The sequence below is a fragment of the Mucilaginibacter aquariorum genome (assembly GCF_024498135.1).
GTDB lineage: Bacteria > Bacteroidota > Bacteroidia > Sphingobacteriales > Sphingobacteriaceae > Mucilaginibacter > Mucilaginibacter aquariorum.
This window is the reverse complement of record NZ_JANHOH010000001.1, coordinates 1,544,112-1,566,834: the sequence shown is the minus strand read 5'-3', so window position 1 is coordinate 1,566,834 and position 22,723 is coordinate 1,544,112. Positions and strand designations below refer to the sequence as shown.

Sequence of the window (22,723 nt, the reverse complement as noted above, 5' to 3'; positions counted from 1 at the left end):
TCTATTCTCCTTTCAGGTATTCGGCAATCGTGCCGGTAATGGCATAGCGGAAAAGTCGACTGTCCTCGCTTTCCGGGAATCCGAATTCATCGAACAAAAAGCCGCAGGCCGCTAATAAATTCAGCAGCTCGTAGATGAGAATGCCACTGATATGATATGCCAGATGTGTTTCTTCAAATTCTGCCTCAAATAATTCCTGCAGATAGTCATACCGTTCACGTTCTTCGGGTTCCAGTAATTGCAAAGGATTCATCAGATAGGTATCGTGTCCGCGTCCAGTACGTCCTGATAAGAGATGTTGAGTGTGATGACCCGGCCTGACAATTGCTTTTCGCTTAATTCGATATGTAATATTTTGTTTCCGGGATAGGTCAGTTTCTTCAGGACAATGATGTTGCGGTAAGTTTTTTGAAAAAGCGGTTTAGTAAACAAGATGAACTCTGGCTTGAGTTCAATTGACTGTACGTTGGTGGCTTTATTGATCTTCTTATCATCGATATGGAAGCGCAGGTCCGCAATATTGTAGGCCAGGTTGGTTTTGTTACGGTAGCCAAAGTCAATAAAAATGTACTCTCCAGCCGTATAGATATGGTTGACCGTGCCTTGGAGGGCAAACGACTTTGTTTTTTCGATAGGTTTGCCCGGCTTTTTGGAAAACAGATCGAGCGCGAATTGCTTCAGTTGGTTTTGAGAAAAACCAATTCCTGAAATATCCAAAGGCCGCATATCATCCTCCCCAATCGTGATTTCCGTTCGGGTATCCCTTGCGGTGATCGAATCGGCGCGCACGACCTGGTATTGCGCGATAAACTTTTCACCGGCGATTGTTATAACCGCATTAGCTGTACCAATGGACGAAGCAATCGAATCTCTGAGCCTAATGCGTAAAATATTTTTGAGAGGAAGGTCACCGATAAATGATTTTGACGATATATCCACATACTGGATCGGCTCCGGTGAGACGAATTGTACGGAAACATTTTCGGGAAGGTATACGATGGGCAAGCTGCTTTTCTTTATGCCCGCTGGGAATGGTGTAGATTGGGCATAAGTCGTTAAGCTTGCCATATAAATGATGGCAAGGCAATAAAGTATTTTCTTCATGTTAGTAGTGTTGCTGCGCTTTTTCGAGCGCATCGTTATCGATTAAATAGAGGTAAGAATTGTACTTGATCTTCGCTTTGTTTTTGCGGATCAGGCCGGCAATCGCCGATGACGTAGATTCAAATAATTTACTGGCCGTACTCATAGCGAACTGGCTGGCCACTGAGCCCGTACCGCTGCCGTCTACGGTTACGCCCTGCACGGTGTTGGTGCCCAAGTCCCTGGTAAAATCACGGAAAGCCGATTCAGGAACATACAGCCCTGACATGCCATCAAGATCGTATATTTCCAGCTTTACCGGCAATATTTTATTGTCGAAAAGTATAGACTTTACAGACAACTCCACGCGCTGGCCGGAGAAGCCGGTAACGATGGCATAGATATAAGTGCCTTTGGCAATCCTGTAGTTGCCTGCAAAGATATCGTCCAATAATCGGAGGCGGATGCGCGATCCTGCATAACCGGTCAGGTTCTCGTCTATGACGACCTTAATAAAATCCGGGTGTTTATCCGGCATCACCGTGTTAAAATCAGACGCGGTAAGATCTGCCAGCTTAACCGCTAATTTCGGTTCGCTTAATCTAAGGGCCGCAGCCTTGGCCAGATCATCTGCCTTTTTGCGCGCTGCTTTAACCTCGGGGTCATTAACCTTATTCATACTATCGAGGTAGGACATTTGCTGCCGGAAGGTTTCCATGGGGTCTTTGACGGTTGGATCAGCCGCAACGGGATCATTTGCCGGTGGATGCCTGTTCTTCAGGCCATTTAATGCCGCGATCATGGCCTGGTCGTTGCTGGCAGCGTCACGCGATTTCTTCGGCTGCCTATCAGCAGATCCCTGCCCATACCTGCTTTTCATGACCTGATCAATGGAATCCAGCATTTTCTGATCATTGCCGGAATAACTGCTATTGAATGTCGGGTTACTTGTTTTCTCCGCCGGCAGCGGGTTCACCGCCGTCGAGCCGTCGCCCTCCTTATAGGTATTGCGATAGGCATCGAGCTTATCTTGAAGTTGCTTTTTCTGTACATCGCCTGATACCTGGCCTACAGATGAATTAATGCCATCTTTGGGCTCCTCAGCCTTTTGTTTCCCGGCAAAGCCGCTTTGGTAAACAAAAAAGAACAGGCACAGAAATGGCAACAGGATGAGCGGCAGGATGTATTTCGGTTGCTTTAAATTTATTTTCATAAAATTCGGATTATAGTTTTTAGAAGACCCTCATCATTACTTGCGCCGGGCTAATGAGGTAATGTCAGTTGAATGTGCTGCAAGCTGTCAAGGGCCCGGATGAGCGTCAGGCTATCGGTTTTGGTCAGCTGTTTTTTGGCAGAAATACTGTCTACCTGGTTCCTCAAACGGATAGTTAGCGTCAGCGCCGCATTGGCCGCGAGTATATGGTCGAAGCCGTTGCGGATCACTGCCGTTTCCGACCTGTGCTTAACCTTTTCCTGTGGCGCAGGTGCATGATGCAACAGTACAGCCGTCAGCGCTGAAACAGCCATTAAGGTGATCATTGCGCCAAATAGTAGTTTGTGATATTTAAAAGCAATGTATCTACCTATTTGATTTCCTTTATTGGCGTAGACCCTGAATTCCTTTTTTAATTCACTGTACAGCGTATCCCTCGGATCGCGGTTAGAATGTATTTTTCTGAACATTTTCGAGATCTTTATTTTCAAGGGTTTTCCAGTTCACAATCAGCACACCATGGGGGTTGTTATCACTTCGCGGAATATCTTTCAGGTAACCCTCTGTAATCAATGAGCGGATAACTGTTGAACTTCGCCGGTCAATTTTTAAGCGCCCATAAAAACGGAAATACCGCTTTGGCAAATCCAGCGAAATCGAATCTGTTTGCAGGGTAATTACTGAGCTTGAGGATAGCACAGAGTTGAAAAAACCATTCTCCTTCAGGTTGTTGTACTGGGCTACACCTGATTCATCTATCAGATACATCGCTTTTTTTAACTGATATTCGATGTACTTATCATCAGGTGTCAACGAAAAAAAAAGGGAATGAAACATGTCGATATGTGCACGGTACTCGGCGGGCCGGTTGACCTGCATGTCGGTTTGCCCAGCCTGTAAGGGAACGCCGTTATTTAAGATATAAATGCTCTTCCGGGCGTCGGTTACCTGACGATACGCGTAGGAGCAGCAAATGGCCGATAGGATGATCGAAGTGATGAAACTGCCAAAAGCTACCCATGTCGCAAGCCTAATCTTGGCTTCGATATTTTTAACGATCATAAAAAGTGGTTGATAATTTTTAGATGAAACTTCCCGCGATACGGGTGGCACCTGCCATTGTACTGGCACCACGGCCAAAGTTGGAAGCTGCCGAACTGATACCAGAAGTAGAAATAATCCAGGTCGAAATACTTGGTACGGTAAACATGCAGATGGCACCAATAACGAATACAATGATTACCGTTCCGAAAGACAGGATACCATTACCCGCAAATACAGCCAGCTTGGTCATGTCCGCCGCCGCCCCATTTTTTCCTACCAGTTCCTGGTATTTGCTTATCTCCGAGGTAAGCGCATATTGCTGCATTAAACCGCATAAATACATGATCAGAAACGCAATACCGGAATACAGGTTAACGGATATAAACCGTGCCACCCAGGTACTGAAGCTATCACGAAATGCGGGTAAAATACTTACTGCAACAGAGAACGGCCCAAGGATAATCAGTATGGAGGAGTAAATGATCTGAATCATAAATATAATATAAACCGCTATGCGCAATATCCAAATCCCCATAAGTTCCAGCAGTTGCGTAAACAACAACTGCATGCCGACCGTGAGCCTGTTCTTTAATTCCAGTAAGGGTGAAACCACATCAGCAATGCCTTGCTTTACGGTGCTGGATACGGAATTCCATGCTTGCCCGTACCAGGTATCGCTTTCTTTTTCCGCTACCTCGGCTTGTGCCTGATAAGTGTACAGTGAATTCGCAACCTGGAGCATCAGATTAGCCCTTGTAAAGCGCAACCCGTCTACATCACTTTGCACGCTGACAAACATTTGCTCGGTTTGCGCTGCTACCAGATCAGTTGGAAAAGCTACCATTTTTACGAAGCCTCCCCACCAGATAATGATCATGGCCAAACCGAATGGACGAAGCAGCGGCATGATCTCCATTCGCTTATCACCAACCATCATTTCATAACTTTTAACGGCGAAATACATGATCATAAAAATTGCGGCCAAAGCCTGCGCATCAGATATGAACAGATCGAAATGTGTCCAGATCGAATTTTTAAGGCCTTTAAGAAATACCATGACGCCGCTTTCATAAACCGCATCGCCTTGCAGGTATTGAAGGGACTTTCGACTAATGACGGTATCAACGGTAGTCGTTTGGGCGAATCCTGCCGTCGCCCACGAGGACAATAACAGGCATAAATAAAATATACTCCTCTTCATCACTTTAATATTTAGCATTTTGAAGTACCTTTTTCGCGATCTCCACATCACTGCCGGGTGACCAGTTGGGAATAGCTATTGTTCCTTTTTGCAAAGCTTGCTGCCTGCCGGACATATCTATTGTTTTCTGAACTGTGGAAGTACGAATGGCCCATACCGATGATAGGTTCTTGTATTCATTCAGCATCCGGTAATAGGCCATTATGCGGGAACCACGATCCATGTCGGTAGACCTTGCGCCGTTAAGCCTTTCTTTTAGTTTATCAAGTTCACCGGTGTACCAGCCGTATAGGCCTTCAGATATCAATTTTGCGCTTACCGGCGGGGGCATCCCACCTAAAATGGAAACAGGTGAGTAGTTTAATAAGGGGTTGAATTGTTGCCTGTAATACAGCAACCATAGTGGATCTGCATCTGACAGCAAGCCGGATTGAGATGCAATTTGCGATAGCGCCGTATTTCGCGCGGTATCTGATTGCAGTTTGTAGCGGCTATCAATGCCATTCATCGTAGCAACCAGCGCGAGCCTTTGGGTTTGTTGCCCGTTCGCGCTTAATGGACGCAGGTCATTGTTATGGTAACCGGGATCAAAGAAACCCCATACCAGCCAGTAATAAGGGTTTAAACTTAAAAAGCCCTTTTTAGGATAAAATTTGTTTTGGTCCCATTGCTGAAAAACCATGCGCTGGCTTTGATTATCGACCGCGTCATCTTTGATGATCGATTGTGCTTGTGACCTGCCGGATAATATCAAGGAGATGGCCAGCAGGCTCAGGCAAAACAGTTTTAATTCTAAGCTCATTGGTGTAAATATTTTGCGTTGTTTATAATTTCCCCGACGAAGTACTTATCCTTATTGATATAGTTCTGCCAGGGGTTAATTGAAGAAATGATGCCCTTCTGTTTGGCCCAAAACATGACCCGCCATGCACCATACGCCAAACTGTTTAGAATTTGCAGGGTCGTTGTGACTTTTTTAAGTAACTGGTCGCGGCCGTTGTAATCAGCGAGGATGTTATTCCCAGACTTAAGCACGTAGGACGAAACTTCGCTAACCAATGCGACCGATCTTAACTTCATCTCATTCGCGATATCTGTAGCAAATAAAAGCAGATGAGGATCAGACCGTGCCAGTTGTAATGCCCGGTTGAGGTAGCTGATCATATCTGCTGTCAGCGTTGCCATATACTTAACTTCTAGCCCATCTTTCAAAGCCGAATTGACATTGGAAAGGCCGTTGTAAATAATAGTTTGCGCGAGTACTACCGAACCTACATTGGTATTCAGGTCTTCGATATTGCCGTTGATCTTCCCTAAATACTGGTTATGTGTAGCTTCGGCGCTGCTGCGGACTGCCTGGTTTGCCGAGACGGATGCAAAGTATTTGGGGTCAAAAACATATTCCTGTGCGAATGCGGAAATTTTGAAGCCAAAAGCTAAAAGGATCAGAAGAATGGATCGCTTCATTGTTTGAGATATTTGGCATTTTGAATAATACTTTCCGCAACGGACTTATCTTGGTCGATGTAGTCCTGGAAAGGGTTTACAGAGCGGAGTAAAGAATTCAGGCTGGAATACGTCAGTGTGTTAACGAGGTTCCCGGACAGCTCCTGTATCTCTGAAAGCTGCATGAGCGCATAATCAAAAAGCAATTTCCGGTCGGATGCCTTCATCTGGTTCACATCGCCAAATGATAAAGTCAGCCCGGTTACGTAGCCGATCAGTCCCTTCGCCTTTTCGACAAATTCGATTTCCGTGTGGTAGCCCAGGGCCGCTAAGGCGGGACGGTCCTCAACCAGCCTTATGATCTCAGCCTGGTTTCGTATAATCTGACGAACTGCCGGTGTCGCATAAATGCCAATATTCGCGATGTTAATGGCAGTACCCAGCGTATTGTACCTGCTTTGTAATGTGCGGTACACATTTTTCATCCTGGTAAGCAAGGTTAAGTTCGCCTGCTCATTGGCGGTCGCTATTGCCTGATTGTTCCGGGCTTTAACTTGCTGTGTATGTTCCGATTTAGATTGGCTGATCAGTTGATGCACACCAGGTATGTCGATGGTGCTATTCTGGGCAATACAAGGTGAAAGGCGAAACAAAAAAGGCAAAATGATAATCAAAACCTTAAATTTTTCTGTCATTGCTTTAAGTATTTGGCATTGTTTAAAACGTCATTTGCTATCTGAACATCCATGTTCCGCCATTCCGCCCATGGATTTAGCGACGCCCAGATACCCCGCATTTTCGCCCAGTACATGGCACGGCCCATCCCGTAGGCGATACCGCGAAGGACCTGCATTTCACTTTGAATGTGATTCAGCAGCTTACCGCGCTCACCGGCATCCATCAGGTTGTTTCCGCCCTTTAGCACAAAAGCGCTGACCTCTGCCGATAAGGTGACGGCCCTCGTTTGAAATTCACGTGCTCCTTCTTCAGCAAATAGCAGCAAGGCAGGATTTGACCGGGCGATGGTCACTGCCTGCCCGATGTCTTTAACGATGTCCGTTCCGCAGCTGGCTATTTCCTTGACCGATGTCAGATTGCTAATGATCGCAGCGACCTGGCTCAGGCCGGTGTAGATCTTATTTTGCAGGTCGTTAACAATGACGAGCTGACCGGTTACGGCGAGCTGTCCCCGCTGAATGGCGCTTAGGTTATTATTTGTGGTGTTGAGTTGCCCGTTGATCACCGAACTGTTAACTGCTATAGCTCCCGAGGTTAGCGGGTCAATAACGATCTCCTGGGCGAATGCAACTTTAAACAGCAGTATGGGCAATAGGGAAAGAAGGATCAGGATTGTCTTCATGGGAATGATTTAAAAATGGTTTATCGTTTTGATTGATATGGCTGACGAATTGGCCGAGGGCCAATTTGCTGGCGTGAAAGTCGTCCACGAAAAGATCAAGCGCACGTTGATAGGAACCAAAATGCCCGAAATACACCTCCAATGCCGATTTTTCCGGCTTTTCTGTTGAAAAGGTCAAATATTGGTGCAGGGAAACTTCAACACCGTAAACTTCGCCAACAGCGCCTCGGCGGATATAAACTTCTTTGAAGCGGCCACGGCCTTCCGTGTTTTCCAACTGGTTTATCGAAAAGATCTTTTTACGTTCCGTTTCATTGATGGATAAAACCGATGCGATCGCACCATAATTGTCCTTGAACTTCGTTTGATCAAGCAAGCAAATGGTATCCGAGTTATTTAATATACTATCCTTTACGACGGCATTACCGATAATGTCCCCTAATTCCTGGGTGACCACAATAGCTTCACCCCAAAACTTTCTGACGGTTTTATAGAGATAAAGCAGATAGCCTGCCATCAGTGGGCTTGCTATTGCTTTCCATGCTTCTTCAACAACTAAAGTTTTTCTCCGGGAGGACCGGAAGCGCATTTTCTGGATGAATACATCCATGATGATCAGTGTGACGATAGGGAATAACACGCGGTTTTCCTTTACCGCATCGATTTCAAAGACAATAAAACGCTCGGTAAACAAAGATTCATCGGCAGGCTCGTTCAGGATCGGCGCGAATTCGCCGCCTTTGTAGAACTTTTTCAATACGTACCGGAACTCATCCACATCAAAAGGAATGCGCTCTTCCTGCTTGATCTCAGGGATCTTCCACAATGCAAATTCATAAAAGCTGTTGAAATCCAGCTGAGCAATGAAAAGCTTTTCACCGGCAAGTTTTTCAGGGATTTCATCTGCGACAGGCTGGCTGAAGAAGTGCACAAAATAACTATTGATCACGTTACTGATCACATCCCGTTCCACCTGGCTGAATATGCCGTCGGCTCCTTTCCAAAGCAATCCTACCAGCGTACTTAAAAAGTCCTTTTTCTCAATATTAAATTCCTCCTTCTTTATCTGGAAGGGATTCATCGTTATGGGCTTTTTATCGGTGTAGGTAATGTATTTGCCGTTATAGTAAGAACACAAGCCGGAATAAGAGTGTCCTGTATCAACAATGACCATGTCCATATTGTAAAGCATATATTGCTCAATCAGGCTGTTCATAAAGAAGGATTTTCCTGACCCGCTCGGCCCCAGAACGAACTTATTACGATTGTTGATACGGTTGTTACGCATTGGAAGGTCGGCGACATCTATCCCAATGGGCACGCCCTGGCGGTCCGTAAACCTGACCAGGAAATCCGAAGGCTCATCAAGTGGCATGGATTCCTTGAAAAAGAAGCAAACGGCAGCATCGCAGGTGGTTAAGAACCAGTCATAGTCCTTTAGCTCTATACTGTTACCGGGTAATGCGCATCGAAAGAGTTCCAACTGATTATACCCGTTTTTGCTGGCCATGATGCCGAGGGAAAACAGCGCGCTTTCGATAAAATTTGCAGCCTTCTGAATTTTATCCTGTTGCGCCGCCAGTATAATGGTGAAATGGCTGTTAACCAGCAACTGGCTTTCGCGGGCAACATCGTTTAACAGCAAGTCAATGTCCTCAACACATAATGTATTGGCGGGATCGGGAATTCCCGAATGCCGCTTTTTCTTTAGTTCCAGCTTTTTAATGGTCATGAACTGGTTGGGAATATCAATGACCTGATTAAAAACAATGACTTCGAAGTCCGGCACCCTAAACAGGAAGGATAAAAAATCAACCGGGAAACCACGTAAGGTGTCCTTATCGGTCATTTCGATATGCGTGGAGACGGTGGGCGGCAGATCGACATTGTCAATATTTATCAGGGGGATGCTTCGGATGGCCCGGTCACCCATCCTGATCTCGGTGTCGTTAGGCGAAAAGTTATTAAGGGAGATATGTTGCGGTTTGAAGTCCATGGCCAGAAACTGCATGATAAGCAGGTTTAACTGCGCCTCCTTCAGTACCACCGGCCCGGTTTTTCCCGCGATGAGGATATCCATCACCTTGTTAATCTGCTGGCTGAAATCGCGCAGCGCCTTCTTGTCAAAAACATAAAAAGCGCCTTTACGAACCTGTTTTGTCAGCGTGATATAGGTGTTGACCTGAATGAACTCCCGGCCTTCAAAGTGTGCATTATACTTCTGCTGCAAATATTCGGGAGAATCTTTTAGCGGATATTTTTCCTTGCTGATCACATCGGACTTTTGCAGCAGGTAACCGTCACCCATGATCTTTACTATATTGATCATCAGGGCATGGAATTCATCGTAAGCCGCGGATGCTGCTGAAAAGCGGGTAACAGGGTTAGTGATCTTAAGAACGACAGAGCATTCTCCGCCCGAACCGATTAACAGATCGGTGCCGAAATAACGATTGATACCGATATAAGGGATGTTAAATATTTGTTTTGCGGCCATAACGATGAAGATTTTTAATGTTGACCTGGTGAACGAAAATTCCCGTTGGGCGGGATTTGATGTGAAGTCCCTTTTTTTGTTTTGCGGCGATAAAGACAAGGCCACCACCGATACAGCAGATCATGACGATCAGCCCGAGCCACATGTTTAATAAGGTCATGCAAAGCGCGCCGATGACCAGTCCCGCGAGTAGCGTGCCTACGCCCCAATAGATGAATTTGCCTTTAAAGCCCCGGTAAACGAGGGGCCTTTGGAGCCCCTTGTAAACCTGGAATTGTTTAGCCATTAGGTTAGGCCAAAAAAAGCTTTGATGATAACAGCGGATACGACCAGAAAGACGCACGATCCTCCCCATCCCATCAACTCTTTATTGATGTCCTGATCACCGCTATTCCATTTTGAATACACGCGGATAGCGCCGACGATACCGACGATACCACCAATTACGAGGGTAACGTTGGTCACCGGGGCAACATAGGTTTTAAGGGAAGTGGTAGCGGAGTTCAAACCGGTAACACCGTTTTGGGCGCTTACGATCTCCGTCATACATAAAGAAAGCACTGAGGCCAGTGCCCACATTTTTTTAATTTTTGAATTCATTTTAGGGGTATTAGATTTTAATAAGAATAAAAAAGGCGGCCCCCAGTCATGGGGAACCGCCGGGGGTTATGGAGGGGTATTAATTTAAAGGCCGAAGACACCGCGCAGAAACGCACCTGCCAATACCATAAAGAAGGCTGCAAAGAACCAGGCCGCTACTTGTTCATCAATTCGCGGGTGTCCCATTTGCCAGTTATGATAGATACGCACTGCACCAATAATGCCGAATATGGCCGCAAGCGCAAGGGCACAGTCCAGCGCCGAAAAGAAAGTTGACCTAAGATTTTGCTGTGCCTGCTGCATTTCAGATATACCGGGTTGCGCCATTGCGCCCAATGCAAGCAGGCTACAGCAAAAAATCAGAAAATGCTTCTTCATGCTAAAAGCTAACGGAGCGCGTATAGATGATCGCTTCCTGTTTGGCCAGCCGAAACAAGTCAGTGATCGGCACCCCGCCTGAGCCGATCACTTCAGTAGCAATTTGAGATTTTGTTGGTTTTTCCGGTTCGGGTGTTGATTCCGCTTCCGGGCTTAGTCGAACAGGGGTAACCTCTTCGGAAAATGTCAGTTCCTGTGAAGTTCCGGCAGGCAAATCCTTCCGATTCCCTGCGATAAGATCAAGCAGGAATACGATGAGGTAATACAAACTGTAAATTCCTGCCAGCCAGAGTAAAAAATGTGTCCAGTTCATGTTTTAAGTTGATTAAGAAATTGGTCGATGGCCAGCCGGAGTTCCGGGTGTGTTTTTAGGAGTTCGCTTACGGCAAATGCCATCACTTTGGTGATATCGATGCCTGTCGCCAGTTTCAGTTGGTTGAGGATCACGACCGTATAATTGTCCAGCCGCACATGCACTAATTTATCGTGGTCGGCTGTATCATAGGCTTTCATGCGGTCCAGCAATTCGTTGTAAGCAGGATCGCGCAGTTCGCGAAAAATTTTCCGGTTCATATATCAAAATTTTCTAGGTGTGCTTTGATTACTGATTTAAGTTCAGGGTGCTGCTCAAAAAGTTGCCGGATGGAAAAGCAGATCAGGCGGGTAACCTCAACGCCCGTCGCTATTTTCAAGTGATGGATCATCTGCGCAGTTTGCGCATCCACGCGGGCATGGATCAATGTTTTGTGATTGCTGACATCGTATGCCCGAAGCGTCTCGACTATTTGCGGAATGTCCTGGGGTTTACCTGCTTTTTTCTTTTCTGCTTTAACTGATCTCTCCGGCGTATCCGGTTTTATCATTTTGCTGCGTAACTGGTCGGCCAGCGTTTTAATCTCGTTCATAGATAGGGGTGGATAAATTCTTTAAAAATCCGGTCGAATACCGGCAACAGCAGCGCCTGAACCGCCAGCGGCGTTTGAAAAGTATTGGTACGCTGAAAATCGATGCGGTCGGCAATAGGTGCGGTTACCAATCCTAACTGGTTCAACTGTTCGTTAACATCCGATTTGATCTCATACTTCACATTGGCCTTTATCCGGTTGGGCACAAAAAGTATATGCACATCAGGATTGATCTTTTTGAGCACCAGCGCAAACGGTACCGTCGACTCGAAACTGAACTCATCATAAGCAAAAGGACAAACCGCCACCTGTGCAGCTTTAAAGACTTTGATCAAGCCGTCGTCATCCAGTTTGCCGGGCAGGTCTATCAGCACGATATCCTTTGGATTATGTTTGATCGTTTCTGCCATAACCGGGAAATCGGATAGTGCGAAGGCCAGCACGTCGTAAGGTTCAGTGTTTTCCAGGATCTTTGCTTTCTCAAACTTTTGCGAAATAGACTGCTGATAATCCATGTCTAGCACAGTGACTCTACAGCTTTTGTTTTGGGTAAGGTAATTAGCCAGCAAGAGTGTAAGCGTGCTTTTTCCGGCACCACCTTTCTGGTTCCCTATGATAATGACCATAAAAATAATTTAGTGTTAGCGTAGATTGGTTCTTGCTTTTTTCTTTCGCCTGCGTTTCATACCCAGTATGGCGTTGTCATCCACATCAGATGCCAGGCTGATGCCGGGAAGTGGTAACGGAGTTTTCGAATTGCCTTGATCACCATGATGTCCCTGGCTGAAGCTATTTTGGAGAACATCGTGTTCATTTTTGTTTAGCAGGTCGGAAGTATTCATCGAAACGCCTGACGAGGGATCATGCAGCGTGAAGCCTGAGTTGCTCTTGAAAATAACTAAACCCTGATGCTGCAATCCCTGGCTGAAATCCGGATAATTATAAAGTGCTGCTTTTAAAAGCGCTGCATAATAATTCAGTTGAGCGGGGTTGACTTCGTACCGTACAGATGTCATTTCTGAATGTCTTTTCCCAACCGGTATTGCTAATAAATTCTTTAAGGGCATAATCTCACTGCCCTTGAAAACATTTCTACCGGCATGATCTATTATGCTGTAACCGTATGGTTGTTTGTCGCCTGAAGCATGGAACATCAGCGCAATGCCAAAGCTTTCTTTAAGAAAGGTGGAAAACTCAGAACGGTAACCATTACGAACATGTTCCAGCGAGGTATTATACATTGCAGCATATTTGTGAAACAAGGCTTTGACCTGCATTTTTCTTTGCTGATCTATTTCTTTGAGATTCACCCGGCCCATTACTAAACCGCGGTTCACGCTGTCTAATACTTTTCCAAATTTGACTACCTGGTATTGGCCATCGCGCTCCCGCAAAACGTAGCCCTTGCTTTCCAATATCATCCGGAATTGCGCCCCGGTTGCAAAACGGAATGCCAGTGCGGTCTCTATGTCGGCTTTCGCATTCTGCTTTACGTCAACACCCATGACCCGGTTCAATTCAACAACCGCCCTGATCTTTTCAAAACGGTCACTAATTTTCTTGCCGCTATGGTCGATCCGTGAGGTCACCAAGTGAACGTGGTTATTCTCGGTGTCTTTGTGAAAAATAATCAGGTAGGGTTGTTTTTCGTAGCCCATTGCTTTCAGCCATTCCCCGCCGATGGCGGTTAACTGATGCTTATCATAGCTTTTGCCTTCCGCCGAGATCACAACATGGAATTGAGGCCGCTTAACGTGTTTTTTGGTCGCTGATATCATTGCCAAATGGTTCTTATAATCTTCCGGCCGCATGTGCTGTAGACCTTGTAGTGCGCCAAAACCACATACCTTCATCAGCTCACCTTTATTCCGGTCAACTTTATCTGTGTTATAGTTAACCGCTGGAAAGCCATTTGCTGGTGGAAGGATGTGGACGATCATTGCAAAGAATTTGTTTTTACCGAACTTGTGCACTGCGAACCAGTTCTGTCAAAGCTTGCCCGCTTAAAACTTGTTCGTGAAGCACATGTTTTAATAGAACAAGTTCTAATAGTACAAGTTCGACCGAAACAAGTTCGACCGAAACAAGTTCTCAGCGAACGAAATCGCAACGAGCAAATTCGTAACGATCAAGTGCTAAAAGTCCAAGTCCTCAGCGAACAAGTTCAGCGGGAACTAAATACCAGCCATCCTGATCACTTTTCGTAAAATGCTATCTAAAGCTTGCTGGTTTTTAAGATACGTTTCGAAAAGATTGTTAAACCGCTCTATCACTACAGGGGATAGCAGGTCTCGTTTATTTAAGATGTTCGCATACCTGGCGAGTTGGTTGATGTTGTTACCACAGCGCCCTATTTCGGCGCCTGTTTTATCCAGCAGCACTATCAATTCTTTAGCGTTGATAACCATTGTCTTTACATTCTCCAGCAACCTTGAGCGTACCAACTCGGCTTTACTAATGCCTAATGTTTTTTCGAGTTCCAGGATAGCGTCAAATTCATCCTGCGTAAAGCGCACATCTATCTTTTTGATTCTCTTCGGGCCGTTTTTAAGCGGCCTGCCTGTTCTGCCTTTACCATTCATCAGAGTAAACGAGTTGCGAGTTTACGATATTCCCTGGTTTTCGCAGAGGTACGAAGCGACGTCCAGGGCAAGATTGCGACAGGCTGGCAAAAAATAAGCGAAGCATTTTTTGTCGGACAGGAGCACATCTTGCAAAGACAAAAACCAAAAGATAACTTGTTCACAAATTCCTGTGAGGTGTGACACCGTTTAGCCCGGATACCAGCATATCGTTGAAATCATTGTATCCCGCATATATACCGGCGCAGTCTTTCGCCCATGGCAAGGCTGACTGAAAATCGATTGTCGCCTGCCTTCCGGAAATGTCATTGTCAAGATAAAGGCTGATATGGCTGAAACCTTCAGCTTTAATAATCCCTTGCTGTAGCAAAGAGATCGAATTCAGGACAAGTACGCTGTCTGCAGCAAACGGGTTCGTTGTTAACCAGCTCAGGTAGTTAACAAAGCCTTCAAAGACAGCCAGTTTCTTTTCGGAATTTGGAATGAAACTGATTGCCTTGCGGCCCAGGCAGCCTTTGAAAGTCAAGTTTCTGACTTCCCATGCACCTTGCTCATTCTGCCACCCCGCTGCAAAGAAGTTGTTCCGTTGCTTTTGCTCATTTTCTACATAATAATAAATCTCCATTAGCCGGCCTTTAGATATGGCACCTACACCGCGACTTTCCAAATAATCAGTAATCGCCCTGTTTCCACCCAATTCCTTTATGTCAAGAACGCCGTAATGCGGCTCTTTGGGTTGTGTAGAATCCCTGGTATAATTTAAAGAAGGCTGGCGATGCAGACCATCCATAACGGCATTGATCTTTTCCAGTACTTCCTGAAACGATCTACCTGGCCAGTACAGCAGGCCAAAATCAATAATATTACCGCCCCTTCCTTCACCGAAGTCGTACCAGGTGCCCTTTCTGTCGTTGACAGAGAACGATGGCGTTGAATCGCTGTTGCGCAGCATGCTCAAATATAAGAGTTCATTTCGGGCACGTTTTGCAGGTTCGTAGCCAAGCCGGCTCAGGAGGTTGACTAAGGACACCCGCTCTTTGATTTCTTTGGCGCTGATCTTGTAATCGTTCATAAATCTGGGGCATAAAAAAAAGGGGCACGCGGCCCCTTTAGGTTTTATCTATTCAGTTTCGGAATTACTCACGTCGTATTCTACAATACGGGCTCTCGCCTGCCAATGCGCGTTCGCTATGTTGATATCATCTCAGCTTCGCAAAATTTCCTGTTTATCGCAGGATAATGCTTCATTCCACCATGTCAAAGAATTGTTCAGGCTAATGCCTTTTTTTGTTTCGTTGATGCAAAGGTGGTGGAGTAAATCGGGGGGATTTCTGTAGCTTTTCGGTAGTACCGATAAATAAATTTGGCTATTTGGGGATGCCTGTTCTGTTATACTGACAAAAAAGAATGACAGATCAGGCATTCCCCTGGTCGATCTTATGAAGTATATTATCTTTCATCTGGTCGATGTATTTGGTTTGACTCAGACGTTTGCGGCTGCCGATCTCTGTAAACCGTCTTTGCACACTACCTATTTTGACCTCCAGGTTAGCTTCCAGCCACCTGACGATCTGGTTCAGGCTGGCGTTCCCGTAATTCAGCTGTCCGGTCAGGTAAAGTCCGTATGCCAGTTCAACGATGTTAATGGAATCCCCCGTCCATTTTAAACCATCTTTCGGATCGTGGCCACCTTTCCCTGGCGTTTCGGATACGAAAGCAATTTGTTGCAGGCAGAATTTTTGTACCGATTCGTAACCCAGGAATTTTGCGAACAACAAACTCATTGGCGTACTAAATACGGGATCGAGGTCATTGACGTCTTCTGTTGGCAGCGCGAGGGGGGCAGCATTTCTGATGAAATACACGGTATCCATATCGTTCAGGTTGTTTTTAAAATATTGATAATGAAAAGCATTTATCCTAAAAAAGCTTTGGATGCTTTTGATCTCGGATGCATAATATTTGGTGATCGTTTCGCGTGTATCAACGGGTTCATTGAGCTTTAAATTATAGGTGTAGATCTGATGGATTTTCAGCGATAGGATGCCCGGTTTGAATGCTTTAAAAAAAGATATTTCGTCGGTTTCGCCATCAAAACCTTTTCCGGAGATTTCCGATTTAAGCAGGCCGAGGGCATCATCGATCATGGCTGTATTTTCCTTTAATTTTTCGATGGAGCCGGGGTAATCATTTTCTTTGGAAATAGCATCTTCAAGCTGTTGTTTTAAATTGTAAAGTTCTGTTTTCATGGTAATTATATTTGTTGATGATTCAAAAAAATGGACAATAGTTGACACACCCGGCTTTGGAAGCCGGGCAATTAATCATTAAAGTCAATTAGTAAATTAAGGATCCGGCCGATAGTAAGCCTTCACAGATCATTGGCATAGCCTCATTGATGCGTTGCAGAAAGATTGAGGTCAGGTAGCAAATCACCGTAATTGCGGCTATTTCGGAGATCGATCTATCCATCTCCAGGAATTCGAGCGTAAGAATAGCTATTAAATGCAGCCCTCCCGCCAGTTCATTTCTAAATGTTTTTTTGCTGAGTTTTGCGGCATGATCGGCTCCTTGCCGGATGTACTGCATGTAAAATGAGTTGTACGCTTGAAAACGGGAATAGTTGTCCGGATTATTTCCCATGGACGATTGATGAATTAACATATCTTCTGATGCCTGGTGAAGACCGTTGAGATACATTCTGTAAAGGAGTTTATTGGCTGCTCCCCTGATACCCGATGTAACCAGAAGTACGCTATAAAAAATGGTAACAAATTCCGCATAGGGATCCAGATACATCAGGCCCCCGAAAAAAACTAAAAGGATCAGCCCGTCGGAAAGAATAACAGCGATCAAGCCATGAATGGATAGCTGAAACTTTGTGATGTCAACAAAATTCTTCTTCATTACAAATTCCGGTTCTTGTTTTGGCTTATCCGGCGTTAACATTTTGTGTGCTAACTGAAGGGTAAGATGTGTGTTGATGATCTTGTTTATGCTGACCAAAAGCAGTTGTCGGACATAGTTTAGCAATCCTTTGCAATAGATCAGTATCATTAAAAGCATGATCGCCAGAACCATCACCATATGATCAGTTGTTTTGACCCCGGAGGTAAGCAAGCTTTGTAAAAGCGCAGACAAGCCTATTGTAAATACCAGCACAAGCAAGTGAACGATAGGGACGCAGTAAAACAGCGGTTTAGGTATCAGTTGCCAGTCAAACGCCTTTCGCCAGGATTGAAATATATTACCCGCATTTGCCATTTGAAGGTCCTCGATAAATAAACCTGTGCGGGACGGCCAAATTTTTAAAAAATCAACCTCCGCCATTACTCTGATGGCCTGTCCGGGATCACCAATGATATACAGGTTGCCATCGCTGGAATTCCGTATCTCGAACAAAGTCAAAAAATGGTTCCTGCCATTCATACCTAAAGTATATAGAATGACCGGCGATTCTAAATTTCTTAAGGTATCGATATCTATCTGAACGCACCTTGCTTTCCGGTTATATTCAGCTATGATATTTTTTAAATCGAGAAGCGAACTATCAGCAACATAGTGATCCATTTTTTGCTCCAGTTCTCTTGAGTTTTCAGTTTGACCTGCAAAGCGCAAGATCATACAGATGCAGGCGATGCCGCAATTGTTTTGATTTGTTTGCCTGACAAATGAATTTTGGTAGGTATAGATGTTTTTCATAATCGTCGTTACATAAGTCCCGTCAGGAATTGGCGGGGAAATAAATAATGGTTAAAAAAGTAAGCAGGCATATCCAGATCAACAATGCCGGGAGATAGGAGCGAACGACGATCCGGATACTGGTGTCGAAGTTGATATTTGCAGTTTTATGGACAACCGTTGCAAGCAAAAACCAATAGATGCATTCAAAAAGGTTGATGGTCTGTGCCGCATATTGCCAATCTGCCGGTACATTTTCAAGCAGGGAAAGTATAGAGAAAGCATAGTAGGCCTGCCATTCACTGAGGGTAAAGCCGGAACCTATCAGATAGAAACGTGTGATCTTGATGATGGCCGGCACCAGGAAAATAAACTCGGCAAGTGTCACCCCGCTCAATATTTTTTTATACGGTACCGCAACCTCTGAAAGGTAAAGCGCCGTATAAAGGATAAGCGAGACGGTGAAGACCCTGAGCATGAGATATGCGACTGCTGATAAATAGATGTACTTTTGTATCAACTGATAAGTTTGGGCCTCCTGCTCAGGCTTTCCTGAAAGACTTTGACCGTTGCGGATAAAGAATTCATTCGTTAAAATATATTTATCCGTAAGCCAGACCAGTAAACAGGAAACGAGGCTAAGAACCAAAAGGTTAAAGATGTAATTTTTCCAGATTTTCATAATGATAGAATTTTTGGTAAAATTCTATCGTCACCGTGCAACTACCTATAAGGTTAGGTTGTAAATTATAAGTTTAAGTAATTGTTTAAAATGCAAATATGCCTATTGCCTTAACAGATACTTTTAACCCGCGTGAATCGCCGGCCTGTTTGGTCATAACGGGGATAATTATTGTTGTGGGACTTGTCGCGCTGAAAAATCCGCGGCTTTTCCTGGCCGGGATTATGCATCCTGCGAGCATAAAAAAGGAAGGGCAGTTTTACAGGCTGATTAGTTCAGATTTTATTCATAATGATATTGTTCACCTGGCCATTAATTCATTTGCCCTGTTTGCGGTAGGGTCTCAGTTAGAAGAGTATCTACGCAGTGCCGGGACTGCCGGGAGTGCCTGGTTCCTGGCCGTTTATTTCAGCAGTTGCCTGTGCGGGAACTTTTTTACCTATTTAAGGCACCGTAATGATTTTGAGTTTTCAAGTGCCGGTGCTTCCGGAAGCGTGCTGGGCTGCATGATGGCCTTTATGATATTGCAGCCTTATCATATCGCATTTTATTTGCCGGTGATCGGCGGCGTGGCGAATCTATATGTATCGTTGATCTATATCGTATTTTTGTTGGTTTACCAGATCAGGACAGGTAATCCGCTGGTTAATAATGAGGTTCATTTTTACGGCGCTATGGGAGGGCTCATTGCCGCATTAATCCTGAAATTTTAAAAAAAATGCCGGGGCTACCGGCATTTTTTTTACCACCATCCGAGGCATGACGGGCCAGTTGCCGCAGCTACGGCGCCGACGGCGGCACCGATGCCGCCAAACAAGCCGCCAACAGATGCGGATACGGCAATGTTATAAGCACATTGGCTGGCGCCTGCTTTTAACTCAGAGGCGACCTGATCTGATAAATCTTTCATGTTAGAATAATTATGTTTCTTCACGGTATTATGAATTACACGAAAGTCAATTTTGAGGGGGAGGGAAGCTAAAGGCATAAATTGTAAATTATTACCTTAGCTAATAGGAAATATAGAAACCTGTGTTATGGATTCAATCGGAGAAAAAATACGGATACAGCGCTTAACTAAGAACTTCAGCCAGGAATACATGTCATTTATGCTGGATATTTCACAAGCAGCTTATTCGAATCTGGAGCGGAACGAGACCGAACTTACGATAAGACGGATTTATGAGATCGCGGAGATCCTGGAGATCTCGCCTTTTGTTTTGTTACCAAAACCAAAATTCGGCACCTACATCGACTATCACAATTTTGTGCACACGATCAGGAAGATCGGCAAGGTTTGGTCGGACAAAATCTACAGGAGAAAAAAGAGTGTACCGGCACACATTACTGTTTACGACAGTGACATAACAAAGCCGGAAAACGAATAATTTATTAGTTTAACTAATAGTTTCCGATAGGTAAAAGAGGCAATTTTATTCATTACAACCTAAGGAATGAATAATGGATTACCGCACGTATGAACAGCGTTTACAGTATATTTTAGAGCAGATTGAGAAAAAGAGGTTCAGATCGCTTGAAGTAACTGCGGACCGTTTTAGCTGCAGTATCCGGACGGTCAAAAGAATGATAGCGCACCTCCGAGAACAGGGCCATGATATCTATTATGACCGCCTTCAAAAAAAATATTTCATAAAAGATCCTGAGTGACATTCTCTGTCATGATTGCAACATGACCTTTGTTCTATGCACAAGGACAAAGACTTAGGGACACAAAAACTTGCATCGCTCATCATCGCGATGATTGCCTTGCTTTGGTTTTATGCCGCAGTAAGCAAGCTGATCAACTTCCAACATTTCAGGGATGCCATGCAAAAGCAACCGTTTAGTCCACGGTTTCAAACGATATTGATTTTCGGCTTGCCGGTTGTCGAAGTGAGCATCGGATCGTTGCTGATCATTGAAAAAAGACGCTTGGCCGGTCTTTATATATCCGCAGTGTTATTTACGGCCTTCATCATTTACATACTGTTGATCCTGGCTAGATTCTTTGGACATATTCCCTGTGCCTGCGGCGGTCTAATTGAACCCATGGGATGGACCTTTCATCTGTGGTTTAATGCCGGATTCCTGCTACTGACAATTCTATCAACCATATTGATCACTAAGAGAAAGGAGTGTAGTGACAAATAAATCCAAACCCGGGTTACCGCTTTTATGAATGGTTTATAAGAGCGAACAGGATATGCCGAAAACCTGATGATAGAGTAGGCAAGTCAATTAATAATTTAAAAATTAAAGTTTTTCTGATGTTTTTTGATCTAATAAAGCATTATTTATCATGAAAAAACTAATCATCCCCGTGATCGCCATTATTATGGCTTTTGGTTCAAGCGCTTTTACCACTAACAAGGCAACCAGCAACTTTTTTAAATATGTTGGCCCGGCAGCCAGAACTATAAGCGACGTACAGAGCGCCAGTAATTATCAGGCTACTGCTGTTAACCCATGCGTGGAATTAAACGATGTTTGCGGTATCACGTTACCTACAGCAAGAACAATTGGGTTATCGCCGGCCTCCTCAGACTTTACGCCAACTGTGCAAGGAAAGTTGTGGTCATCTCAAAGCAACCACCAACCGTTTGATGGAACTATCAGCATGGAAGATGCGCAATAATAAAGAAGGGGGGCTTAGCCCCCTTCTTTATTATCTAAGGATTTTGTTGTAAGCCGCTAATATTAACTGCATCCTGATCAATTTGAAATACATATCTTAATCCATTCGGTTCTAACGTATAAACAGTTCCGGCAATATTTCTTGTCAGGATTTTTGCTCTTTTCGGATCCATATTTAATCTCCTCAGGTCAGTCCATCGTAACGTCCTGAATAATAACTCCTTTCTTCTTTCCTTTAAGATCAAATCAAGTAATTCGTCGGCATCGATCGTGTCATAGGGAATATAAGTTCCTGTTTTATACCTGTTTTTTAGTAAGGTATTTAATGCCGTCAGCGCTTTGTCGGCATCGTCATTTCTGGCTGCAGCTTCTGCCTTTATCAAATACAATTCATTCGTTGCAATTCCGGTAAATAGGGTAGCACCGGCAATTCCCGTATAGTTTCCCTTAAATGCTATTGTACCGTTGGCGTTATTTTTAAAGAACACCACTTTCCGAAGGTCGTTAGCGGCATATGATGCATAAAGAACAGAATCAACTTTTGCCCGTGATTGTGATAAGGACTGTGGCCCCGGCGCACGACAGTCATATATCACTTCGTCATTAAACTGGGTAAATGGTATCGCGGCCGCACTATTGATGGTGTTATAATTGATCAGGTTGTTGTAAAGTGAAAGTGCGGAGTCTGCATATAAGCCCGCGTTTTTATAATCACTCATCGATAAATATACACGTGCAAGCATGCCGTAAACAGCAGTTTTCCCGGCCTTGTATTTGACCCCTGGATTTGCCGGCAATAACGATTTGGATTTGACTAGGTCGGCTATGACCGAACTATAAGTGTCCGCGACAGTTGAGCGGACCGGCTTTACCGTGATGTCAGATGTCAGGCGTAACGCTATCCCCAGGTCTGTCGCAGCCGAAGCTTTTGCGTAGGGTTTGGCAAATAATTGTGCTAATGCGTAATGGTAGGAGGCCCTTACAAATAAACAATTACCCTGAATAACGTCCTTGCGCTCTTTATCACCGGCTATCTTAGGAAGTGTTTCCAATATAATGTTTACATACTCTATCGAGCCGTAGGGGCCAGAATAGTCCCCTACGAAGTTAGGGGCTTTTTGCCAGCTATAAAACGATCGCTGGATATCGATTAAGTTATTAAAATCGGCGGTCGTCAGATAAAAATCATCGGATGCGGTTTCCGCAGCTGACGGATAACGGGCATTAATGAAGCCGTAACCGTTTAAAATTCCCTCCAAGTCTTCCATGGTAGAGGGCGTGGTAATCGACTGATCGGGTTTTGCATCCAGATACTTTTTACAGGATGTCAATCCTGTAAATAAAAAAACGTGTACCAGCATGTATATTGTCAAGCGCCATTTCACAGGCGTTTTTATAATGTGCTTTTTCATGACTT

Annotated in this window: 31 protein-coding genes; 5 read left to right on the top strand and 26 right to left on the bottom strand. The window is 44.6% G+C overall.

Annotation, left to right across the window (positions count from 1 at the left end):
- Position 1: 1 nt before the first annotated feature.
- The 24 genes from NPE20_RS06775 to NPE20_RS06660 form a co-directional block, all read right to left on the bottom strand.
- Positions 2 to 253 (bottom strand): hypothetical protein, encoded by a 252-nt coding sequence (locus NPE20_RS06775; protein WP_256537854.1) that lies wholly within the window; start codon positions 251 to 253, stop codon positions 2 to 4.
- On the bottom strand, positions 253 to 1,104 hold the full coding sequence (locus tag NPE20_RS06770; protein WP_256537853.1) for a DUF4138 domain-containing protein: 852 nt from the start codon (positions 1,102 to 1,104) through the stop codon (positions 253 to 255). The genes NPE20_RS06775 and NPE20_RS06770 overlap by 1 nt, the downstream gene beginning before the upstream one ends.
- Before the next feature lies 1 nt (position 1,105).
- Positions 1,106 to 2,296 carry a conjugative transposon protein TraM gene (gene traM, locus NPE20_RS06765; protein WP_256537852.1) on the bottom strand — a complete coding sequence of 397 codons (1,191 nt, stop codon included), beginning with the start codon at positions 2,294 to 2,296 and terminating at the stop codon, positions 1,106 to 1,108.
- Positions 2,297 to 2,346: 50 nt separating this feature from the next.
- Complete coding sequence (locus NPE20_RS06760) at positions 2,347 to 2,766, bottom strand: hypothetical protein (RefSeq protein ID WP_256537851.1); 420 nt, start codon at positions 2,764 to 2,766, stop codon at positions 2,347 to 2,349.
- A complete protein-coding gene (traK, locus tag NPE20_RS06755) occupies positions 2,744 to 3,358 on the bottom strand; it encodes a conjugative transposon protein TraK (protein WP_256537850.1) in 615 nt (204 codons plus the stop codon). Before traK ends, NPE20_RS06760 begins: the two co-directional genes overlap by 23 nt.
- A 19-nt stretch (positions 3,359 to 3,377) precedes the next feature.
- Positions 3,378 to 4,541, bottom strand: a complete 1,164-nt coding sequence (locus NPE20_RS06750) for a TraJ family protein (protein ID WP_256537849.1) — start codon at positions 4,539 to 4,541, stop codon at positions 3,378 to 3,380.
- Between the two features lie 4 nt (positions 4,542 to 4,545).
- Complete coding sequence (locus tag NPE20_RS06745; RefSeq protein WP_256537848.1) at positions 4,546 to 5,343, bottom strand: hypothetical protein; 798 nt, start codon at positions 5,341 to 5,343, stop codon at positions 4,546 to 4,548.
- A complete protein-coding gene (locus tag NPE20_RS06740; RefSeq protein WP_256537847.1) occupies positions 5,340 to 6,008 on the bottom strand; it encodes a hypothetical protein in 669 nt (222 codons plus the stop codon). Before NPE20_RS06740 ends, NPE20_RS06745 begins: the two co-directional genes overlap by 4 nt.
- The gene (locus tag NPE20_RS06735; RefSeq protein WP_256537846.1) at positions 6,005 to 6,682 is read right to left on the bottom strand and encodes a hypothetical protein; all 678 of its coding nucleotides are present in this window, start codon (positions 6,680 to 6,682) and stop codon (positions 6,005 to 6,007) included. The genes NPE20_RS06740 and NPE20_RS06735 overlap by 4 nt, the downstream gene beginning before the upstream one ends.
- Positions 6,679 to 7,347, bottom strand: a complete 669-nt coding sequence (locus tag NPE20_RS06730) for a hypothetical protein (protein ID WP_256537845.1) — start codon at positions 7,345 to 7,347, stop codon at positions 6,679 to 6,681. The genes NPE20_RS06735 and NPE20_RS06730 overlap by 4 nt, the downstream gene beginning before the upstream one ends.
- Positions 7,298 to 9,844 carry a TraG family conjugative transposon ATPase gene (locus tag NPE20_RS06725; RefSeq protein WP_256537844.1) on the bottom strand — a complete coding sequence of 849 codons (2,547 nt, stop codon included), beginning with the start codon at positions 9,842 to 9,844 and terminating at the stop codon, positions 7,298 to 7,300. The genes NPE20_RS06730 and NPE20_RS06725 overlap by 50 nt, the downstream gene beginning before the upstream one ends.
- Positions 9,822 to 10,130 (bottom strand): plasmid transfer protein, encoded by a 309-nt coding sequence (locus tag NPE20_RS06720; protein ID WP_256537843.1) that lies wholly within the window; start codon positions 10,128 to 10,130, stop codon positions 9,822 to 9,824. Before NPE20_RS06720 ends, NPE20_RS06725 begins: the two co-directional genes overlap by 23 nt.
- Positions 10,130 to 10,444: a DUF4134 domain-containing protein gene (locus tag NPE20_RS06715; protein ID WP_256537842.1), complete on the bottom strand. Its 315-nt coding sequence runs from the start codon at positions 10,442 to 10,444 to the stop codon at positions 10,130 to 10,132. The genes NPE20_RS06720 and NPE20_RS06715 overlap by 1 nt, the downstream gene beginning before the upstream one ends.
- Positions 10,445 to 10,528: 84 nt before the next feature.
- Positions 10,529 to 10,822: a DUF4134 family protein gene (locus NPE20_RS06710; protein ID WP_256537841.1), complete on the bottom strand. Its 294-nt coding sequence runs from the start codon at positions 10,820 to 10,822 to the stop codon at positions 10,529 to 10,531.
- A 1-nt stretch (position 10,823) separates the two neighbouring features.
- On the bottom strand, positions 10,824 to 11,135 hold the full coding sequence (locus tag NPE20_RS06705; protein ID WP_256537840.1) for a hypothetical protein: 312 nt from the start codon (positions 11,133 to 11,135) through the stop codon (positions 10,824 to 10,826).
- Complete coding sequence (locus NPE20_RS06700; protein WP_256537839.1) at positions 11,132 to 11,395, bottom strand: hypothetical protein; 264 nt, start codon at positions 11,393 to 11,395, stop codon at positions 11,132 to 11,134. Before NPE20_RS06700 ends, NPE20_RS06705 begins: the two co-directional genes overlap by 4 nt.
- Positions 11,392 to 11,727, bottom strand: coding sequence for a hypothetical protein (locus tag NPE20_RS06695; RefSeq protein WP_256537838.1), 336 nt, complete (start codon positions 11,725 to 11,727; stop codon positions 11,392 to 11,394). Before NPE20_RS06695 ends, NPE20_RS06700 begins: the two co-directional genes overlap by 4 nt.
- Positions 11,724 to 12,353, bottom strand: coding sequence for a ParA family protein (locus NPE20_RS06690; protein ID WP_256537837.1), 630 nt, complete (start codon positions 12,351 to 12,353; stop codon positions 11,724 to 11,726). Before NPE20_RS06690 ends, NPE20_RS06695 begins: the two co-directional genes overlap by 4 nt.
- Positions 12,354 to 12,368: 15 nt before the next feature.
- Positions 12,369 to 13,667, bottom strand: a complete 1,299-nt coding sequence (locus tag NPE20_RS06685; RefSeq protein ID WP_256537836.1) for a relaxase/mobilization nuclease domain-containing protein — start codon at positions 13,665 to 13,667, stop codon at positions 12,369 to 12,371.
- Between the two features lie 234 nt (positions 13,668 to 13,901).
- Complete coding sequence (locus NPE20_RS06680; protein WP_121243963.1) at positions 13,902 to 14,309, bottom strand: plasmid mobilization protein; 408 nt, start codon at positions 14,307 to 14,309, stop codon at positions 13,902 to 13,904.
- Between the two features lie 160 nt (positions 14,310 to 14,469).
- The gene (locus tag NPE20_RS06675; RefSeq protein WP_256537835.1) at positions 14,470 to 15,381 is read right to left on the bottom strand and encodes a DUF8464 domain-containing protein; all 912 of its coding nucleotides are present in this window, start codon (positions 15,379 to 15,381) and stop codon (positions 14,470 to 14,472) included.
- A 343-nt stretch (positions 15,382 to 15,724) separates the two neighbouring features.
- Entirely contained in the window at positions 15,725 to 16,558 is an 834-nt protein-coding gene (locus NPE20_RS06670) for an RteC domain-containing protein (RefSeq protein ID WP_256537834.1), read from the bottom strand.
- Positions 16,559 to 16,646: 88 nt separating this feature from the next.
- Positions 16,647 to 18,011: a cysteine peptidase family C39 domain-containing protein gene (locus NPE20_RS06665; RefSeq protein ID WP_256537833.1), complete on the bottom strand. Its 1,365-nt coding sequence runs from the start codon at positions 18,009 to 18,011 to the stop codon at positions 16,647 to 16,649.
- Between the two features lie 22 nt (positions 18,012 to 18,033).
- Positions 18,034 to 18,672: a hypothetical protein gene (locus NPE20_RS06660; RefSeq protein WP_121243971.1), complete on the bottom strand. Its 639-nt coding sequence runs from the start codon at positions 18,670 to 18,672 to the stop codon at positions 18,034 to 18,036.
- 98 nt (positions 18,673 to 18,770) lie between these two features.
- Between NPE20_RS06660 and NPE20_RS06655 the strand changes: the two genes are divergently transcribed.
- Positions 18,771 to 19,385 carry a rhomboid family intramembrane serine protease gene (locus NPE20_RS06655; protein ID WP_256537832.1) on the top strand — a complete coding sequence of 205 codons (615 nt, stop codon included), beginning with the start codon at positions 18,771 to 18,773 and terminating at the stop codon, positions 19,383 to 19,385.
- A gap of 29 nt (positions 19,386 to 19,414) precedes the next feature.
- Here NPE20_RS06655 and NPE20_RS06650 read toward each other — a convergent pair whose 3' ends face one another.
- Positions 19,415 to 19,606, bottom strand: coding sequence for a hypothetical protein (locus NPE20_RS06650; RefSeq protein WP_256537831.1), 192 nt, complete (start codon positions 19,604 to 19,606; stop codon positions 19,415 to 19,417).
- Between the two features lie 103 nt (positions 19,607 to 19,709).
- Between NPE20_RS06650 and NPE20_RS06645 the strand changes: the two genes are divergently transcribed.
- The 4 genes from NPE20_RS06645 to NPE20_RS06635 all read left to right on the top strand — a co-directional run bounded on the left by NPE20_RS06645 (position 19,710) and on the right by NPE20_RS06635 (position 21,307).
- Positions 19,710 to 20,060, top strand: a complete 351-nt coding sequence (locus tag NPE20_RS06645) for a helix-turn-helix domain-containing protein (protein WP_121243977.1) — start codon at positions 19,710 to 19,712, stop codon at positions 20,058 to 20,060.
- Between the two features lie 73 nt (positions 20,061 to 20,133).
- The gene (locus tag NPE20_RS26940) at positions 20,134 to 20,340 is read left to right on the top strand and encodes an HTH domain-containing protein (RefSeq protein ID WP_354003222.1); all 207 of its coding nucleotides are present in this window, start codon (positions 20,134 to 20,136) and stop codon (positions 20,338 to 20,340) included.
- Positions 20,341 to 20,376: 36 nt separating this feature from the next.
- A complete protein-coding gene (locus tag NPE20_RS06640) occupies positions 20,377 to 20,823 on the top strand; it encodes a MauE/DoxX family redox-associated membrane protein (protein WP_256537830.1) in 447 nt (148 codons plus the stop codon).
- A gap of 148 nt (positions 20,824 to 20,971) precedes the next feature.
- Complete coding sequence (locus NPE20_RS06635) at positions 20,972 to 21,307, top strand: DUF6520 family protein (RefSeq protein ID WP_256537829.1); 336 nt, start codon at positions 20,972 to 20,974, stop codon at positions 21,305 to 21,307.
- Positions 21,308 to 21,341: 34 nt separating this feature from the next.
- On the opposite strand, the gene NPE20_RS06630 is transcribed toward NPE20_RS06635, so the two are convergent.
- Positions 21,342 to 22,718 (bottom strand): RagB/SusD family nutrient uptake outer membrane protein, encoded by a 1,377-nt coding sequence (locus tag NPE20_RS06630; protein WP_256537828.1) that lies wholly within the window; start codon positions 22,716 to 22,718, stop codon positions 21,342 to 21,344.
- Positions 22,719 to 22,723: the final 5 nt, after the last annotated feature.

Bases quoted from the DNA above. Each gene is read 5' to 3' on its own strand.
- NPE20_RS06705 (WP_256537840.1), bottom strand. From the start codon at position 11,135: ATGAACTGGACACATTTTTTACTCTGGCTGGCAGGAATTTACAGTTTG.
- NPE20_RS06735 (WP_256537846.1), bottom strand. From the start codon at position 6,682: ATGACAGAAAAATTTAAGGTTTTGATTATCATTTTGCCTTTTTTGTTT.
- NPE20_RS06680 (WP_121243963.1), bottom strand. From the start codon at position 14,309: ATGAATGGTAAAGGCAGAACAGGCAGGCCGCTTAAAAACGGCCCGAAG.
- NPE20_RS06645 (WP_121243977.1), top strand. From the start codon at position 19,710: ATGGATTCAATCGGAGAAAAAATACGGATACAGCGCTTAACTAAGAAC.
- NPE20_RS26940 (WP_354003222.1), top strand. From the start codon at position 20,134: ATGGATTACCGCACGTATGAACAGCGTTTACAGTATATTTTAGAGCAG.
- NPE20_RS06700 (WP_256537839.1), bottom strand. From the start codon at position 11,395: ATGAACCGGAAAATTTTTCGCGAACTGCGCGATCCTGCTTACAACGAA.
- NPE20_RS06710 (WP_256537841.1), bottom strand. From the start codon at position 10,822: ATGAAGAAGCATTTTCTGATTTTTTGCTGTAGCCTGCTTGCATTGGGC.
- NPE20_RS06750 (WP_256537849.1), bottom strand. From the start codon at position 4,541: ATGAAGAGGAGTATATTTTATTTATGCCTGTTATTGTCCTCGTGGGCG.
- NPE20_RS06685 (WP_256537836.1), bottom strand. From the start codon at position 13,667: ATGATCGTCCACATCCTTCCACCAGCAAATGGCTTTCCAGCGGTTAAC.
- NPE20_RS06670 (WP_256537834.1), bottom strand. From the start codon at position 16,558: ATGAAAACAGAACTTTACAATTTAAAACAACAGCTTGAAGATGCTATT.
- NPE20_RS06775 (WP_256537854.1), bottom strand. From the start codon at position 253: ATGAATCCTTTGCAATTACTGGAACCCGAAGAACGTGAACGGTATGAC.
- traM (WP_256537852.1), bottom strand. From the start codon at position 2,296: ATGAAAATAAATTTAAAGCAACCGAAATACATCCTGCCGCTCATCCTG.
- NPE20_RS06655 (WP_256537832.1), top strand. From the start codon at position 18,771: ATGCCTATTGCCTTAACAGATACTTTTAACCCGCGTGAATCGCCGGCC.
- NPE20_RS06695 (WP_256537838.1), bottom strand. From the start codon at position 11,727: ATGAACGAGATTAAAACGCTGGCCGACCAGTTACGCAGCAAAATGATA.
- NPE20_RS06725 (WP_256537844.1), bottom strand. From the start codon at position 9,844: ATGGCCGCAAAACAAATATTTAACATCCCTTATATCGGTATCAATCGT.
- NPE20_RS06630 (WP_256537828.1), bottom strand. From the start codon at position 22,718: ATGAAAAAGCACATTATAAAAACGCCTGTGAAATGGCGCTTGACAATA.
- NPE20_RS06760 (WP_256537851.1), bottom strand. From the start codon at position 2,766: ATGTTCAGAAAAATACATTCTAACCGCGATCCGAGGGATACGCTGTAC.
- NPE20_RS06675 (WP_256537835.1), bottom strand. From the start codon at position 15,381: ATGAACGATTACAAGATCAGCGCCAAAGAAATCAAAGAGCGGGTGTCC.
- NPE20_RS06770 (WP_256537853.1), bottom strand. From the start codon at position 1,104: ATGAAGAAAATACTTTATTGCCTTGCCATCATTTATATGGCAAGCTTA.
- NPE20_RS06640 (WP_256537830.1), top strand. From the start codon at position 20,377: ATGCACAAGGACAAAGACTTAGGGACACAAAAACTTGCATCGCTCATC.
- NPE20_RS06715 (WP_256537842.1), bottom strand. From the start codon at position 10,444: ATGAATTCAAAAATTAAAAAAATGTGGGCACTGGCCTCAGTGCTTTCT.
- NPE20_RS06660 (WP_121243971.1), bottom strand. From the start codon at position 18,672: ATGAAAATCTGGAAAAATTACATCTTTAACCTTTTGGTTCTTAGCCTC.
- NPE20_RS06740 (WP_256537847.1), bottom strand. From the start codon at position 6,008: ATGAAGCGATCCATTCTTCTGATCCTTTTAGCTTTTGGCTTCAAAATT.
- NPE20_RS06665 (WP_256537833.1), bottom strand. From the start codon at position 18,011: ATGAAAAACATCTATACCTACCAAAATTCATTTGTCAGGCAAACAAAT.
- NPE20_RS06730 (WP_256537845.1), bottom strand. From the start codon at position 7,347: ATGAAGACAATCCTGATCCTTCTTTCCCTATTGCCCATACTGCTGTTT.
- NPE20_RS06745 (WP_256537848.1), bottom strand. From the start codon at position 5,343: ATGAGCTTAGAATTAAAACTGTTTTGCCTGAGCCTGCTGGCCATCTCC.
- traK (WP_256537850.1), bottom strand. From the start codon at position 3,358: ATGATCGTTAAAAATATCGAAGCCAAGATTAGGCTTGCGACATGGGTA.
- NPE20_RS06690 (WP_256537837.1), bottom strand. From the start codon at position 12,353: ATGGTCATTATCATAGGGAACCAGAAAGGTGGTGCCGGAAAAAGCACG.
- NPE20_RS06720 (WP_256537843.1), bottom strand. From the start codon at position 10,130: ATGGCTAAACAATTCCAGGTTTACAAGGGGCTCCAAAGGCCCCTCGTT.
- NPE20_RS06635 (WP_256537829.1), top strand. From the start codon at position 20,972: ATGAAAAAACTAATCATCCCCGTGATCGCCATTATTATGGCTTTTGGT.